The organism is Ornithinibacillus proteolyticus (assembly GCF_039581225.1).
Lineage (GTDB): Bacteria > Bacillota > Bacilli > Bacillales > Amphibacillaceae > Ornithinibacillus > Ornithinibacillus massiliensis.
Window position 1 is genome coordinate 1 of the sequence record NZ_JBCPXV010000061.1, and the last position, 15,369, is coordinate 15,369.

Annotated in this window: 19 protein-coding genes and 1 pseudogene; all 20 read right to left on the bottom strand. The window is 39.1% G+C overall.

Translation table 11 applies throughout. The features are described 5' to 3' along the window. Positions 1-577 (bottom strand): distal tail protein Dit (locus tag AAIB49_RS17805; RefSeq protein ID WP_343458793.1); only part of this gene is annotated, 577 nt, incomplete at its 3' end. 4 nt (positions 578-581) lie between these two features. After that, positions 582-3,953, bottom strand: a complete 3,372-nt coding sequence (locus tag AAIB49_RS17810) for a tape measure protein (RefSeq protein ID WP_343458794.1) — start codon at positions 3,951-3,953, stop codon at positions 582-584. Continuing rightward, positions 3,954-4,523 carry a Gp15 family bacteriophage protein gene (locus AAIB49_RS17815; RefSeq protein WP_343458795.1) on the bottom strand — a complete coding sequence of 190 codons (570 nt, stop codon included), beginning with the start codon at positions 4,521-4,523 and terminating at the stop codon, positions 3,954-3,956. An 8-nt stretch (positions 4,524-4,531) separates the two neighbouring features. Next, on the bottom strand, positions 4,532-4,981 hold the full coding sequence (locus AAIB49_RS17820) for a hypothetical protein (RefSeq protein WP_343458796.1): 450 nt from the start codon (positions 4,979-4,981) through the stop codon (positions 4,532-4,534). 95 nt (positions 4,982-5,076) lie between these two features. Next, positions 5,077-5,394, bottom strand: coding sequence for a phage tail tube protein (locus AAIB49_RS17825; protein ID WP_343458797.1), 318 nt, complete (start codon positions 5,392-5,394; stop codon positions 5,077-5,079). Positions 5,395-5,465: 71 nt separating this feature from the next. Continuing rightward, positions 5,466-6,089, bottom strand: coding sequence for an AP2 domain-containing protein (locus tag AAIB49_RS17830; RefSeq protein WP_343458798.1), 624 nt, complete (start codon positions 6,087-6,089; stop codon positions 5,466-5,468). A gap of 255 nt (positions 6,090-6,344) precedes the next feature. After that, entirely contained in the window at positions 6,345-6,500 is a 156-nt protein-coding gene (locus tag AAIB49_RS17835; protein WP_343458799.1) for a hypothetical protein, read from the bottom strand. Beyond that, positions 6,501-6,899, bottom strand: a complete 399-nt coding sequence (locus tag AAIB49_RS17840; protein ID WP_343458801.1) for a phage tail terminator protein — start codon at positions 6,897-6,899, stop codon at positions 6,501-6,503. Next, entirely contained in the window at positions 6,899-7,225 is a 327-nt protein-coding gene (locus AAIB49_RS17845; protein WP_343458803.1) for a minor capsid protein, read from the bottom strand. Before AAIB49_RS17845 ends, AAIB49_RS17840 begins: the two co-directional genes overlap by 1 nt. Then, on the bottom strand, positions 7,225-7,566 hold the full coding sequence (locus tag AAIB49_RS17850; RefSeq protein WP_343458804.1) for a putative minor capsid protein: 342 nt from the start codon (positions 7,564-7,566) through the stop codon (positions 7,225-7,227). Before AAIB49_RS17850 ends, AAIB49_RS17845 begins: the two co-directional genes overlap by 1 nt. Further along, entirely contained in the window at positions 7,560-7,964 is a 405-nt protein-coding gene (locus AAIB49_RS17855) for a head-tail connector protein (protein ID WP_343458805.1), read from the bottom strand. Before AAIB49_RS17855 ends, AAIB49_RS17850 begins: the two co-directional genes overlap by 7 nt. A 27-nt stretch (positions 7,965-7,991) precedes the next feature. Next, positions 7,992-8,234 (bottom strand): hypothetical protein, encoded by a 243-nt coding sequence (locus AAIB49_RS17860; RefSeq protein ID WP_343458814.1) that lies wholly within the window; start codon positions 8,232-8,234, stop codon positions 7,992-7,994. A 10-nt stretch (positions 8,235-8,244) separates the two neighbouring features. Next, a complete protein-coding gene (locus AAIB49_RS17865; RefSeq protein WP_481857889.1) occupies positions 8,245-8,937 on the bottom strand; it encodes a phage major capsid protein in 693 nt (230 codons plus the stop codon). Between the two features lie 6 nt (positions 8,938-8,943). After that, positions 8,944-9,102, bottom strand: a complete 159-nt coding sequence (locus AAIB49_RS17870) for a hypothetical protein (RefSeq protein WP_343458807.1) — start codon at positions 9,100-9,102, stop codon at positions 8,944-8,946. A gap of 16 nt (positions 9,103-9,118) precedes the next feature. Next, the gene (locus AAIB49_RS17875) at positions 9,119-9,727 is read right to left on the bottom strand and encodes a phage scaffolding protein (protein WP_343458808.1); all 609 of its coding nucleotides are present in this window, start codon (positions 9,725-9,727) and stop codon (positions 9,119-9,121) included. Positions 9,728-10,061: 334 nt separating this feature from the next. Beyond that, positions 10,062-11,258 (bottom strand): phage minor capsid protein, encoded by a 1,197-nt coding sequence (locus AAIB49_RS17880; protein WP_343458809.1) that lies wholly within the window; start codon positions 11,256-11,258, stop codon positions 10,062-10,064. Positions 11,259-11,284: 26 nt separating this feature from the next. After that, entirely contained in the window at positions 11,285-11,851 is a 567-nt protein-coding gene (locus AAIB49_RS17885) for an NUMOD4 domain-containing protein (RefSeq protein WP_343458810.1), read from the bottom strand. A gap of 306 nt (positions 11,852-12,157) precedes the next feature. Then, positions 12,158-13,681, bottom strand: coding sequence for a phage portal protein (locus AAIB49_RS17890; protein WP_343458811.1), 1,524 nt, complete (start codon positions 13,679-13,681; stop codon positions 12,158-12,160). Positions 13,682-13,743: 62 nt separating this feature from the next. Continuing rightward, positions 13,744-15,120 (bottom strand): PBSX family phage terminase large subunit, encoded by a 1,377-nt coding sequence (locus tag AAIB49_RS17895; RefSeq protein WP_343458813.1) that lies wholly within the window; start codon positions 15,118-15,120, stop codon positions 13,744-13,746. After that, a pseudogene (locus AAIB49_RS17900) lies at positions 15,113-15,369 on the bottom strand (phage terminase small subunit); the annotation flags it as partial. The gene AAIB49_RS17895 and the pseudogene AAIB49_RS17900, both read right to left, overlap by 8 nt.

Genomic DNA, 15,369 nt, shown 5'->3' on the forward strand with positions numbered 1-15,369 from the left:
CATATAGCACGCTTGTTTTTTCGTCCACCACTACAACATCATCATCAGCCGGTGTGCCAATTAGGTTATACTCCTCTGTTCCGTTCGAAATCATTGCAAACGTTGCCTTTTGTGTTGCGGTTAACTCGATAATCGGTTTTGCTTTTGCTGTTCCGTTGTTGGTTAGGGAAGCAGTGTCAGATGGGAATTCGGCTGTGAGTTCTGGACCGTATTTGTACGGGTCGGACCGTCTTATATAAATGGTTGTATCATGACGACCTAAATGCACCTTCTCTCCAGTTTCTTCAGTGTCTTCAACAACCCCATAATAAGTCATATCTGGTTCATCCGGAAAGACAATTGGTACCGGTCCATTTGTTGCTAGAATGGCATTTAGTTCGTCAATTGTTTTACGCAAATCTTTGCTTATTATGCGTATATCAATCTCTAATAACCTAGATGGGACGTCAATAGACGTAACGTGCTCACCATCCATTCCGGGAACCGAAAGAGAATTAATTCTTCTTCTTATTAATCCTCTACCACGTATGTCTTTAATTCGAAAATAGGGATCTAAATCTATTCCGTTAAATAGCAAGTAATCACCCCCTGAATGATTCTCTTATATTATTATCACGATTTATATTTTCCTTTACGTATCGCCACTGAATTTTGCCGACTTTATAGCCGTCCATGTAAATATCTCCAGCTTCAACGTTAATAGTTTGCGCACCCGCTACAGATGTTGTTGTGTTATTAAATACATTCGTGAATTGACCAACTCCAGTTGCATAAGCCATCCTAGATGTTCCTAATGCCTGTTCGGGCGTTGAAGTTTTTAGCATATTAGTGGATAATGCTTCAAGTTCCCTATAAACGGATTTCGCATTTTCTTTAATCCCTAGTGCAATGCCTTCAGGCACCCATTTACCTACCTTATTTTTCATGACTCTCGATGGAGAATGAATATCAAGCGCTCGTTGCATAGTCCTTGCTATCTCGTTTGCTATACTCCTAGCAGTGGATAGGACTCGAGCTCTACCAGATAATAATCCTTGGTTCAATCCCGCCATAGCATTTTTACCAATAGAGTTAAATTGTGTTGGCGTGTTTTTGTATTGCTTAATCATAGACAATGCAAGATTCTGCATTGTTCTGATAACCTTTTTAGTGCCATCGCTGACTCCTAACACCATTCCATCTGTAACGTGTCCACCTATTTCTTTATAAACACGTGATGGGCTTTTAACTTTCAACTTTTTCTTGGTTGACAGCACCGCCTTATCAGCCATCTTTTCTGTGGCCTTTTCCACATCAGAGATACCATCTTCAACACCGCTAACTAATCCTTCTGGCACCATACTGCCAATTTCATCGAAACCAGAACTTTTAATTTGTTCTCGCATGGTTTTTGCGCCATCATCAACGAATTTAACCATGGTATCAACAGCATCCTCAAATCCATCGCCTAACGCTGTTTTAAGGCTATCAGTAGCAGTTTCTGCGCCCTTGTCCATTAATTCAGCAAAACGTTTTAATTCGGTATCACTCATATCAGCTACAACAGCTAATTCTGCTGCTGATTCTGGCCCCATAGTTTCGAGCCATTGGAGAAATCCTTCGTGACCTTCTTTACCTGCCCAATCATATAACTTCGCAACATTTTCTCCCCATTGCTCCGTCATCTTTTGGTTATGTTCAAGGTTTGCAATCATTTCATCAGCTGTAACTTTAGATTCCTCATTCATTCGTTCAAAGGCATTGGTAGCGTTGTCGACTAACTCATCATATGCACTTTTCATGCTGTCAAACGCTTCTTTTTGGGATTCGCTTAATTCTTCATAGGATGTTATTTGCCTGAGATTGCCCGATTCAATGGCTGCAGCAATATTTTCGGTAGACGTTACTATTTGTTGTTCTGTTTCTTCTTGCTGTACAGTCAATTGTGATAAAGTTTCTTTCAATGCAGCTTCTTGTTCGTCTAATTCCTCAAGCGCATCTTTTGCTTCACCGGCCTTAACAACCTTCTCATCTGCTTTTTTATTCCACTCATCTTGCAAGGTATTTATTTCCTCGAGTTGCATTTGAGCTTCATTTTGCTCTTTCATGATTTCTGCTAGTCTTTCTTGTGCTGCCAAGCCACTTTCTTGTTCTTTCATCAGATCAACACGAGCTTGCAACTCCTTAGATGACATGTTCAAAGCATTAGCTTCCTCGTCATAAGCAAGGTTCAGCCCTTCGATTGAGCCGTTTAACGATTCAATGTGCGACTGTAATAAGGCTTTTTCACCAGCAGATTTATTTTCCTTTTTAGCTAATTCTTCTACTTTCTTAGCAAGTTCTTCATTGGCTTTAGCGCTAGCTTTCATTTCGCTTTGATTTTTCTTATAGTTTTCTGCGCTATTATTGATAGATTCATTTAGTTCATCCGTTGATTCAGCAAGTTTTTCAGTCTCCGCATTTAATCTCTTAGCTTCTGCTTCTTTGTTAAACCATTTAACCAAAGCAACAACACCGCCAACTAATGCACCGATGCCAGCAGTTACCCAACCCACTGGGCCTAGGAGAACCTTTATAGCAGTTCCTAGTATACTGATTGCTCCACTTAATCCTACTGTAGCGATAGAAGCAAGACTCATGCCCGAAGCGAGCATTGCTTGTGCTGTAGTAACTATCGCAACTATTTTGTTATAAGCTACAAGTGCAGCAGTCATAAGTTTTTGTTTAGCCATCGCTAAAGTCATAGCTAGCGCCAATTGATTAGTCGCAACCGTATATACTTTTTTTGCTGTAGTAGCAATCGTAACAGCAGTAGTATTGGCGGTGATTGCTGCAGTTGTTAAAGCGATTACTTTGTGTATTGCAAAGGCAGCACCCATACCAATTAAAACTGGTGACAAAGCCCTGACAACAGGCATCACTGCACTTACTGCACTTGCGAAACCTTTTACTATTGGTGTAGTACCTTCGATAACATTCTGTATTACTTTAAAAGATGCGTTAACAATATTTTTCAAGCCATCAATGTTTTGCGCTATATCCTTACCAGTAACTTCTTTTGATAGCTTGTTAAAGGAATCTATGATATTCGCAATACCTCTTGCGGCCGCATTTCGCAAGTTCCCTAAAGATGTAGCAATTCCTAAGCTGTTCTCTTTTGCTAATTTAGCCATGATTCCAGTTCCGGTACCAACTTCAATTAATTTATCGTTAAACTCATCCATGGTGATGGTACCACTTTTTAAAGCGTTGTATAGATCTTGTTTTGCGCTCTTACCAGCAAAACCAAACCCCTCAGCAATCTTAATTAAGCCGACATCCATGGTCTCAGATAACGAATTCCAAGTATCCATTTCCATCTTTCCAGTTTGGAGAGCTTTTAGGTATTGCTCCGTACCTCGTTGAGCATCAGCTGCGCTCGCTCCCGAACCGAGTAAAGCATTATTTAAAGCAAGAGCAGAGTCGGTAGCTTTGTCCATATCTCCAAAAGACGTGTACATACGTTGTGCTGTGGAGGATATTTCATCTAGTTTGGTAGGCAAACCGTCAATTCCATCCGACAACTTCGACATAGCACGTTCAGAATCCTCAGCAGACACACCTAAAGCCTGTAAGACCTTCGGGAATTTATTTAGGGTATCGAATCGACTGATAGCGTCGTCCATGGATGATTTAAGAGTATTAAATGCAGCTACTCCTATTGCGACCAAACCTAATGCAGTAGCAAACTTTTTAATGTCACCAGATGCTTTTTTGGAATTATCGGATACTCCCCCTAAGTTGTCAGAAGCTCCTTTAATATTTTTTCCTGCATCTGCACTACTATCAGCTAAACTGTCCATGCTTTTTTCTGCTGCCTTAATTCCCTTGCTCGAGTCAATACCGGCATCTTCTAATTTGTCTAGCTCCCTAGATGCTATCTTGACCTCTTTACCATCAACTTCTATTGCTATTTTAATAGACCCGTCTGCCATCTAGTCCACCTCCTCCCTAGACTCTTTTAATGCAAACCTTCGCTGTAAATCTTCCATGTTCTTCTTGTGCTCCGCTGAATCGCCTTTGCTTGGTTTCCATGCTCTTATCTCAATGATCCGTTTCATGATGGTATCGCTTGGCAGGCCATGTAATAACGCTTGAAATTCATGCCAATGTAGTTTTCCTTGCTCTTGATAAAGATTCATTCCATAGGCTTGCTTAAAAGATGCAAAAATGTATTCTGCATCTTGCTCTAAGTCGATGAACTGTTCTTTTTCCTCTTCTGGTTGCACTGGCAACGGATTTCCCTTTATGTCATACATAATTGGCTGTTCGACCTTTATATTGATAAATTCTTCATAAATGTAATTCCATAAATCAATAGCTTCTTCGCCTTTTATAGGCTCGTCTAATAGCAGAGCAAGGCATATTTCAGCTTTTTCGTGTTCCCTAAGAGATTTATCAGCGATTACATCAAAAACGTCTAGAACGTTGTCAAAAGCTAAATCTATGGTATAGTCTTTGTCGTCATATGAAAAAGAGGTGACTAATGGGTCGTTGAGACGCATCTAATCACCTACTTCTTTGCATTCTTCTTAGCTAAGTACTCTCTTGCTTTTTCTTCAACTGTTTTTTCTCTTTCTTTTTCTAATTGTTCAATCCGTTCAGCAATTGCTATACCTAATGGATCTAGTGCATTTTCCAACGCAATAATATCAGGATACTTGGTATAGATTCGCTTAAATACACCCTCGCCAAAAATAATGTCATATTGTGCCGCAATAAATTCTTTATTCGCATCAAAAGCCGCATCTACTAACTCAATATCTATGTTTTCTAAATCAACTTCATCTGGAAAATGAATATGTTTCGCTTTTTCTTGTGCTTCCTTTAATTTTTTCTGTGCAATTTCATCGACATTATAAAAACGTCTAAGATTTTCTAATGAGCTATCAAACCATAATTCCAAAGTTCCTAATTTGACAGGAAATCCAGTTCGCTGAATATCAATATTTAATTCTTGCATCCTAGTCATCCTCCTAATTTAAAAATAAAAGAGAGGCATAAAGCCCCTCTTAACCTTCTGGTATTTCTTCTGTTCCTCCATCTTCTGGAGGGTCATTAGGGAGTAATATCAGTTTCCTCAGGGATACGGTCAAAACGGATATTACAGCTAAATGTTTCATATGCGGATGCATCCCCTGCACCAGCAACAATTGCAGAAACAGTAGCACGACCTACCCATTCTTTCTTTCCATCAGCAGAAACGACTTTATGCCAAATCTTACGGCCGTCACCCACTTTATATTTCAAACCTGCAATAAGTGCTTGAGCTGGATCATCTGAATAATAATGTCCCTCTGGTGTATAAGCTCCTGCAACAGAGATAATTTCATTTTCAGGAGTACCATCACCGTCATAATCGCTTGTATTCAACAAGGATCGCTAATCCTTGCCAGCCATTTAAGGCATCTTACATTTTCATGTAAGGCTAGACCATATCTTCATTTTTACCAATACTTTTCTTCGGCTTTTCTTCTCGCCTCGGCAGCATCTTCCAATTCTTCGTATAACCCTAAATAAATTCTTTTTTTATTCACACTAATATTAACTTCCCACTTTCTTCTAGCTTGGTTCCATTTAACTCCACGAATTCCACTTGTATTATCCTTCCTTAGCCTTTGGTTTAAATTCTGGACTCTTCTTGTTACCCAACGACAATTTTCAGGAGAATAATCTTTGCTTGAGTCGATTCTGTCTATTTCCAAGTTGTCTTTATATCCGTTTCGCAAAGCCCATTCGTGAAATTTGGTGTAATCATCTAACCACAGTTGGTATATTTTAATTCCTTGTCCCCCATACCACGGATAACTAATATTTTCGGGATTGTAGCATCTATCTTTCATCATAGCGAAAATATTATATAGCCGGTGCTTCGACAAGCCGTGAATCTTTTGTATGCATCCACAAGACTTAGTTTTCCCTCTATTGAGGTCAGAACCATATGAAATTACATTGTTTCCGCATTCGCATTCACATAACCAACGTGTTTTTCCGTGCTTGTCATTGCTAGTTCTCTCGATAACTGTCAATCTGCCGAATTTTTTGCCTGTTAAATCCAATGCTCTGGTCATACAACTGTCTCCTTTTAAAAATTTGTTTCCTTAGTTATATAATACCATAAGCTTCGGATAAAGTATTGGTAAAAAGCCTCCCGTTTCCACTCGCTTGAGTGTACTCTACTCACTTACACTTTCGTGTGCTTTCGATGGTCGTTGAACGTTCCCTTTAGGGCTTCGCTGCTGATTGTCCAATCCTTGAGATTGTCACACTTTGGTACTCAAGGCTCTAAGGAGTTCCCAGCAATTAGAGAGGTTTAACCAGCGCTGTTAATTTAACGCTGTTTCTTCCGTTTCCTCCTGCGTATCATCACCAATGGTAACAATACCCTTAGCTAACTCTAACCATTCAGTACCTGGTGTTTCTGTACCGGGTACATAGGCTTGTACAAAGTGTCCTCGCAAAGCGTTTTTTAATTTTGGCATTTATTTGCCCTCCTTGAATACTGTTATTTTTGCTTGTACATCCAATAAAAAAACAAACCATCCTTGATCATCAATCTGATTGATAAATGGTTTGTTGGTTATAATTAATTCATCAAATTCAAAACTTCCATCTTGGCTTTCTAGTTCTGTGAGATTTTCCAACTCATTCTGTATAGCCCATAGGGATTCGTGTATCCTTTTTTGAGCCTTGGACTTCATAGCTATCTCATAGTTGAGTTGTTGGTCAGTAGTGCCATCCATGTATTCTGTGGTAACTTGAGAGCCTGGTAATGGATATAGCACAAGTGATTCATCAGTACCTAGATAACCTAACTTACAAGCAAGTGGTAACTGATCAATATCATTAATTCTGTCGCAAAGTCTCTCTATAAAATCCATTACCAATCAGCCCCTTTCTGAAATGCTTTAATCCAATCACTCATAAATAAGCGCTTGGCTTTCATATCCCAACGTGGTCCAGTACCAGGAGTGGTGTAATTGTACATATAATACTTAAACATTCTGTTCGCGTATGGTGTGTTGTAATTAATACCAGTACCATCAATATCAATTGTTGCAGTTTGCCTTAATATCCCATCCTTCATGGGGACAAATGGATTCATATCAGCAAGCGCTTGATTGGCTAGGGCATGCCTACCACGTTTTACATTCTCTTGGCTTAGTTTTTGCCGTGGCACCTTTAAATCGATATCGACTCGAACCATCAGACCACTTCCAACTCATAGGAATAGATTACCTTTTCATATGCTTCATAAATAGGAATAACCTTTGTTACGACGTGATCTTTACCATCAAACTGTAATATTGACTGTTCTTTAAACGTAGGTAAGGGTGTTGTTATACCTTCGTAGCAAAACACCACTGCGTTATATAGCAACTGTTTACCAGATGTCGTTGACGTATATTGCGCACCACGATCTATTCGACAATGATCAATAATAACAGGTGGGTGATATTCGGGTTCTGACCAATTGTTTTCGCCTTTATACTCTAGGTATATAAAGCGATCAATACAAAAATCCTTAGGCGGTTTTGGCATTACCATACGCTCACCCCACTGAACAAAAGCCCTGTCCCTTCCAAGTAGATATAAACATCCTCAGCTATTAAAGGCTTACTCTCATTAGCACCACTAGGGTTGTATCTACTAGCATTCGAAACGCTTGTACGTCCAGCTTGAAACGTCTGTGGTGAGTTGTTGATAGTTTCAAAGGTTGTAGCTCCTAAGTCGTGAAAATACTCAATTTGAGCACATAAACCTAGTTTAAATTGACGTACACGCCACTCGTTATCCTTGCTTATATCTATCTTTTGGTAGAAATGACTCGTTATATTGTCCAACAGCGCAGTAGCTTTTGGTAACAACTTTTTGAACTCGCTATCGGTGATTTGAACAGTATCCTCAGTTAGTTCTTTAAATTCCTCATAATTGAGATAAGCCATGTAGTCAACCTCCTAAAAAGGGGGCGACTATTTGTCGTCCCCTTGATCACTTTCTTGGTTACTGTTTTCGGCTCCCTCTGGATTGTCATTTCCGTTGTCGTCCTCGGGTTTCTTGTTGTCAATACGCTCCAAGAATTCGCCTTCCCACTGTTTTAAATTTTTGATAGCTTCATCTGCACGTTTAACAGTCATTTCGATTTCTTGATTGGCTTCGTAAACTTCTTTCGTTTCTTTATCTCTAAACTGTTGCAACACTTTGTATTTAGCCATTTAGTTCACCTTACCCTTCTGGAATTTCCGGAGTTTCTGAAGTTTCATCTTCTTTAGGTTCAATACGAACAATACGAGACTCGTCAACAAGTGCAACAGAATAATGTTGGTCGGCGTTGAATTTAGTAAGTTTATGATCCATATCACGACCGGTTTCAGCTAATAAACCTCGTTTAAGAAATGTTTTAAGCGCTCCTGATTTCACCGCAAAGCCATGACCATCTTCAATCTTCATGGATCGAACGATTTCCCAACCGAGTAACTCACCAAACGCTCCTGAAACTAGAATTCTATCACCTAAATCAGATGATCTTGTCCAGTTTTGCGCTGCTTCTTTACGTAATTTCGCTGCATCCTTATAAGATAGGAACAGCACACCAGTTGAATCTACATTTTCAAAGTTATCTGGCGCATCGACAAACGCTGTTTCCAGTGCATCAATTAAATCTATATTGATATCGTGTTGAACTGCTAAAGGAGCAGTTAAAGCTGTTTCTACAATATCGTTATCAATTTTAGAAGCAATTGACATACGAATTTGACGTTGCGCCTCTCCTACAGGGTCTCCATAACCCGATAACACAGCTTCATCTGTGATTTTAACCCCTTTTCCAGCCTTTTTGATTGTGTATTGCTCTGAGTCAGTTTCAAGTGCTTCATACTGAATTGCTGCGCCTTCTGCTACATCAGTAGCATCACCAATATATTTTTATTTTGGCACCGTGATTGTTGAACCTGGCTGTCCCTGTAATGTGTCATCTACCGGTGCAATTCGGCTAAATTTGATAGCTTTTGGTAATTGCGCGGAAATCATAGCTGCTAATACTTCTGGATCAATTAGATTTTGTAATCTTGTTAAATCTGGCATGTTTCATCATCCTTTTCTATTGTTTTGTTAGTTCTGCAAATTGTGCAGGGTTGTTAGCTTTTAAATCAGCTAACTCTTGATAGCTCATTTCTGCAAGACTCTTTGTAGTTGGTGAACCACCATTAGGATTGCCCGGTGGAACGATTTGGGGCGAATTTGGTGGTTTTTCTTCTGTCTCAAACAGATACGGATCACTTTCTTTCAAACTCTCAAGTTGGCTGTCTAGACCTTTCAGTACATCACCATCCAGTTTGATAGTGTCCATATCTAGTAATGCTTTTAGTGCTTTAGCATTCTTAACCTTAGCATCAACTAAAGCATTTTCTAACTTGTGCTCAAAAGCTTGTTGTTGCAGTTTTTGTTCATATTCGGTCTTAGTTGTTTCATTCGCTTTCTGCAGCTCATCAATTTTAGCTTTAAGCCCTTCTGCATCAATCTTCTTTAATTCTTCAAGCTGAGTATCACGGTCTGCAAGCTGAGTCTTGTAATCTTCTATTTGAGATTCAAGACTATCAACTTTGTCTGCCTTTGCTTTGGTAGAATTAACTACCTTGCCATGAGCTTCCATAACCTTATCAATTTGTTCATCTGATAAACCTAAAGCTTTTAACTCTTCTCTTGTCATTCCTTATTCCTCCTACATTTGTTAACGCAGTATAGTCTGCGATGGATTAGCCGTTTTACGGATGGCTCCGAATAATTGCATAATAAAAAAGCCTTTTAACGACATGCTCAGGTCAAGTAACTAACGTATGCTACCAACGAGAATTAGATCACTTCCTTTCAGTTAGTACCCACTCCCATTACAATATTGGCACTTTACATCTTTATCTACTGTTCGAACAGGGGAATCGTTAGCCCTTAATCCCATTTGCATTGCCTTTAACGTACCTGTTCCACCGCAGACAGAACATAGATTCATAGAAGGGATTCTTAAGTCTACTTTCATCACTTTATTTTCACGCTCCCTTTTTATAATCAAAATCTTTTAGCAATGTATCTAAAGGTGTATAAACCTTTTCACGCTTATAGTTACGACTCAAATACTCACCATTTTCTTTCAAGTGCATCCGAATAGCTGCTTGTCTTCGTGATACCATCATTCGCCAGTAACCGGCCTTATCACTCTTAAGCGCCTCGGCAATCATAAGATTCTTCTTGTACTTCACGATTTCTCTTTCGATTCGGCGCTGTTTATCTCTAGCTTCAGCAACTCTACGATTCAATTCAGCATCATAGTGAGGCTGATTGTTTGTGTTTACTCCTGGTATAAATGGTACGTGCAAATGGCGACAATTTACGCCACGATGACCTCCAGCAGTTCCATATTCTGCACCCCATGAAGGATCATAAATGGATTTATATTCACTATCATCCGGCATTTCCCCAGGTCTCCTTAGATCAACCACATGACCTTGGATAGCAGAACATTGTTTTCTTGCTCCTACATGACTTGTCACTAGAACGGTGTGGACTCCATACTCACTCATTCTTGATGTGCGCAATTCGTTGTAAGTGTTGCTTAATGTAGATTTGAGCACCATTCTTACGTAAGACTCGAGGCTCCATCGGTTACCTCCGCGGTCAATCATCCCTGAATTGATTCCCTTTTGTGCTAATTCAGTAATAGAACGCTCTAAAGATTGTTCGAATGTGTATAATCCAGTGTTAAACATTGCGGTTGTTCTATTCAATACGTCCTGATAAGCAAGTTGGGCTGTTCCTACGCCATATGCAGTAGTAATAAGTGTCTGGTTCACATAGTTTTCGATTTCTTCCCAAACTTGGTCGTGATAGGCCTTCATAACCTCATCTAAATTATTCGGCATTGACTGAGTAGGATATGGCATAGATCTGTCAATATCCTGTACGATAGCAACACCTGTTTCTTCAAACATTCTCTTAATCTGTGATTCTGCTACATTAGTAACCTCTGATAAGTATTTAGTAACCTCATTGTTGAATAAACGTAACTCTGATAGTTTTTGAGCTTGCCATTCGGTTATGTCTCTTGATCCACGATTCAGCCGCTTGATGATGATACGGATGATTTCTCCTTCAAGCGCGTTGTATAGGTCTGCCATATTACCACTCCAAAGGTCTAATTGGACGGGGGTTATCCTAGGTTTCTTAGGTTCGATACAATCACCTCCCAAAAGAAAAAACCTATCAACTGATAGGTTTAAGCATATTCAAACGTATATCCTTTATAAGTAGGGTACTTCTTTCCAGTCAAAGACTTATGCACATTACTGTAATGCAAATCAAGTTCTTCACAAGCAGCTGTTATCGATTCGTACCAAGTTCTATTACCTTCTCGATCTATGACATATATCGGCTTTCTCAGCCTTTTTGTCCTTGCTTTATAACCCTCGCTATTTGTTACCCTTTCGACTTTATCACCATAAGTTAAATTATACTGATGGTCACACCACTCTAAGTTTTTGTAATGGTTATTGCTAGGGTTTTCGTCAATATGATTAATGACTTCGTATTCCTTCGGGTTAGGGATAAAAGCTTTTGCTACCCATCTATGCACGTACTGTCTATTTCCTTTGTTGTTTTTGTATAGGAATAATGATTGATAACCGTCTTTTCTGGTGTAAGGCTTTTTAAGTGAACCTTTAATGTTTTGAGTGAATCCTTCTTTCTGTTTTACTGTTCTGTCTAAACTCCTAATTCTACCAAGGTTACTTACTTGATAATAACCTTCGTAACCCTCAATATCTTTCCAAACTTCATCTTCCATGATATAATTCCCCATGAAATCAATCCCTTTCTGATTGGTTTCCACACCCTAGGATATGACCAGTATCGCTAGGGTATTTCTATATTCATTATACCATATAAACGTTGATATATCAGTGATTTATCGGAGTAATTCTTGGCTTTTTGGGTTCCATTCAATCACCCTCTGCATCTTTGTAACAAAGTTATTCTGGGCGTTTTAGTTTCCACTCCACAATATTCGCATTTAAAAACGCTTAGAGTGATTCTACCTATCTTCTTTTCGTCCACCTTGACCAATAAATGAGACGTGAATTTGTCCATTCCATCACTCCTCATCACCAAACATATGCCTTGCAGTACGTTCATTTATTTGCGCTGGATCAATAGCACCCTGCTCTCTTTCAATCTCTTCCAACCATTCCTTAGCAGTATCTTTCGGCACCTTAAATACTCGCTGGATGATTTCAACAGTAGGTATCAATCCGAATGTCTTAGCTTGTCCATAGAATTTCAGTAGTGCTGACCTATCCTGGAATACACCATCGTCAAAATCTACTCCGATATGTTCAGCGGTCGGTATTTCCCCATCAAATAGCGGTTTACCATTCCATATAGTAGCTTTTGCAAGCTCTAATACAGAAATAACTAAACCCTTAATGAATTGCTCTACCTCGTAAACATGGTCGTTTCTAGTCTTATAGGTCAAATCATTCTCGCTAACAACCTCTGTAGCTGTTTTCATGCTCTTTCCATCAAATGAGAATGTACCTACAGACAATTTCAATTCCATTTCCAACGTTCTGAGCGATTGATTAATTGCTGCTATATACTGATCTGTCCGAATATCATTCGTAACATCTTTTACCGGTTCTTTGCCATCACTCATACGCATGGACTTATAAACGTTAACATCCGGATCAAAAACTTGTTTTGGTGGCCGCCCACTTTCATCCGGGATGGTATTTAACACAGAGTCATCTACAAATACAGTACGCTGACCCATCTTAATTTCCCACCAGAATTGGTCATACGTGTCGTTAATCTTTTTAAGAGTAGGTACAGCGTTGTCTGCAATGCCCAAACCCAACGGGCTTTGTGGGTTTATGTTATTAAAGCCGGAAGGTTTAAGGTAGTTAAATAACGGCCTTGATAACCCTTTGATATGCGTTGTTTCCTGCATACCCTCATAGATTTCATCCAACGGGACACGGGCGCCGACCTCTGAAGAACTTTCAGACTTGTAAAGCTCATTCGTTATTACATACAAGTTTTCCCCGTCTTCGTCTTTTCGCCATTCGTGAAACTCTAAAAGCGTATAGTAAATTGTGCGACTACCCTCTACTTTAGTCGTGACGGACTTCATCACACCTTCTGAGATACCATTACTATTACTACGTAACGGATAAAATGCATTAGCAAGCGCCCAAGAGAACTCAATCTCACCAGTTGCATTGTCTACATATGGCCTTACAGTCAATCCACCTAGCGCAAACATAGGTTCCAAGTAGTCTGCTAGATTCTTTTTGAATTTGTTATGTTCGAACACATGCGAAATGAACTCATGCGCTGATTTAAAGGTGTTTTCCTTCTTTTCTTCCTCTTTCGCATCTGAAACAGTAATCTCGCATTGTTCATTAAAAACAAGACCAGCCAGTACATCAGCGCTTAATTTACGTAAGTTCAGTGTCATATAATCCCGTTTCATGAGATTTCCATGCGAGTTGATATATTCCACTTGAGGATAATCGCCTTGATACTGTCTTAAATTTCGTTCAATCCTAGCAAGTTCGTTAGGGTCAATATTAATTTTGGAATGGTCATTAATAGATTTCAATGTTTGTCCACTCAATGCATACCCCCCTCTCTTAAATAGATTTTTAATGCTTTGTATCAGTCCCACGGCTTCACCTCCTAAACCTTCAAGCGTAAATCTCTGGCATTTGCTGTGCAAAAATACTGAAAATCATCACATGTATGGTCATCTTCCTTGATTACCTTAGGGTCATCAGAATTAAGTGTTTTTTCATCCCATTGGTATTTCTTATGTTCTTCAATGAAAATATCATTGCTATTGACGTATTTATTGCTATTCGCATCCTGCATTTCTATTGGATATGGATTTTTGAGATAATAAAAACGACCTTGCGCTAACAGGTCGTGAACATAATCAATCATATCTATTTTCTTTTTCTTAGCTACTGGATCCCAATGTTGACCATAATCTTTATAGTATTGGTTCCTCAATGCAGCTTCTGCACTATCAATAGTCCTTCTCATAATCCTAGCGCCTTTCCAGTGCTCTTGTGTTGATGTAGCTTTAATATAATCATGAATATCTTTGGACAATTCGCTTGGAGCTTTCTTTCTTGCTTGACCAGCTGGGCTGTAGTAATACGTATTCAATCTGATTACCTTACCCTTAGCTGTTAATCCGTAACAACCACATGAAGTAGCTGACACTGAATGTCCAGTATCCATCGAGTAGTAAAGCGCTATAACTCTGTCATCGCTAGGTAATTCATCAAGTGGTTTGAACAAATTCATGTTGTATACGTTGGTTCCTAACCCAACAGGCTCACCTAGATAGATATAGCGATAATAATCATAGTCATTATTCTTGATACGCTCAATGTCTTTCAACATCTGTTCTGTAACGAAGCCTAGCTCATCATCCAAATAACTAGATGAATGCACCAGGTAGTCATCTTCGCCAGTCATTCTATCCGACCACTCGTTAATCCAGTGATAAGGGTTACGTGGTGGGTTATACGACCAGAAGAACTGCACAAATGGTGCTAACGGATGTTTTTGTCTCATGAACGTAACGTTAGATTGGTCAAATTCTTCTTCACTGCTGAATTCAGCGCTTTCCTCGTACCACACTGCGATTATGTCTTCAATATCGTTTGATTTAAGCTTTTGGAAGTCATCTTGACCATAGAAATAGAATGTGCTACCTGTTTTCTTATGCGTTATTTTGAATGGTGATACAGTCGCTTTAAAACGATTTGTCATCCCAAATAATTTAATAGCCCACTGAATTTTATTGAAAACAGAATCTCGAATCGTGTTGCCGACCTTACGAATAACAACTACATTCGCTTTTTCACCCTTTATGATGTACATAATCATCATAAATACTAGTTTAAGAGCAATAACGGAAGATTTGAATGAGTTACGTCCACCCTTTAGGATGTTGTATGGCTTAGTTGAAGTCCATACGCCTTTAAAGTGTGGGTTAACGTTTTTTTGTACATCGAATAGTACTTTTTTATTTTTCTTAGTCATCATCATCGCTCCAAGCATCTACAATGATGATTTCTTCTGATTCATCATCTGTGTTCTCTTTGGATAATCTTTCAGCTTCTACCTCAGCCTTTTTAATATTAGCTTGCATAAGCTGTAATTTAAGTTTACGTTCGTCATCATCATGGGCTAGATCGTTGAATTGTTTAATAAGATTACGTAATTCGGACATTGCTCTAGATTGCGCTGTTAAAAATGTAGCTTGCCTATCCCAAGCAAATTGGAATTCAT

What these genes read in the sequence shown, in the direction of transcription:
- AAIB49_RS17810 (WP_343458794.1), bottom strand. Translation starts at nt 3,953, where the DNA reads ATGGCAGACGGGTCTATTAAAATAGCAATAGAAGTTGATGGTAAAGAG.
- AAIB49_RS17815 (WP_343458795.1), bottom strand. Translation starts at nt 4,523, where the DNA reads ATGCGTCTCAACGACCCATTAGTCACCTCTTTTTCATATGACGACAAA.
- AAIB49_RS17820 (WP_343458796.1), bottom strand. Translation starts at nt 4,981, where the DNA reads ATGCAAGAATTAAATATTGATATTCAGCGAACTGGATTTCCTGTCAAA.
- AAIB49_RS17830 (WP_343458798.1), bottom strand. Translation starts at nt 6,089, where the DNA reads ATGACCAGAGCATTGGATTTAACAGGCAAAAAATTCGGCAGATTGACA.
- AAIB49_RS17835 (WP_343458799.1), bottom strand. Translation starts at nt 6,500, where the DNA reads ATGCCAAAATTAAAAAACGCTTTGCGAGGACACTTTGTACAAGCCTAT.
- AAIB49_RS17840 (WP_343458801.1), bottom strand. Translation starts at nt 6,899, where the DNA reads ATGGATTTTATAGAGAGACTTTGCGACAGAATTAATGATATTGATCAG.
- AAIB49_RS17845 (WP_343458803.1), bottom strand. Translation starts at nt 7,225, where the DNA reads ATGGTTCGAGTCGATATCGATTTAAAGGTGCCACGGCAAAAACTAAGC.
- AAIB49_RS17850 (WP_343458804.1), bottom strand. Translation starts at nt 7,566, where the DNA reads ATGGTAATGCCAAAACCGCCTAAGGATTTTTGTATTGATCGCTTTATA.
- AAIB49_RS17855 (WP_343458805.1), bottom strand. Translation starts at nt 7,964, where the DNA reads ATGGCTTATCTCAATTATGAGGAATTTAAAGAACTAACTGAGGATACT.
- AAIB49_RS17860 (WP_343458814.1), bottom strand. Translation starts at nt 8,234, where the DNA reads ATGGCTAAATACAAAGTGTTGCAACAGTTTAGAGATAAAGAAACGAAA.
- AAIB49_RS17870 (WP_343458807.1), bottom strand. Translation starts at nt 9,102, where the DNA reads ATGCCAGATTTAACAAGATTACAAAATCTAATTGATCCAGAAGTATTA.
- AAIB49_RS17875 (WP_343458808.1), bottom strand. Translation starts at nt 9,727, where the DNA reads ATGACAAGAGAAGAGTTAAAAGCTTTAGGTTTATCAGATGAACAAATT.
- AAIB49_RS17885 (WP_343458810.1), bottom strand. Translation starts at nt 11,851, where the DNA reads ATGGAAGATGAAGTTTGGAAAGATATTGAGGGTTACGAAGGTTATTAT.
- AAIB49_RS17895 (WP_343458813.1), bottom strand. Translation starts at nt 15,120, where the DNA reads ATGACTAAGAAAAATAAAAAAGTACTATTCGATGTACAAAAAAACGTT.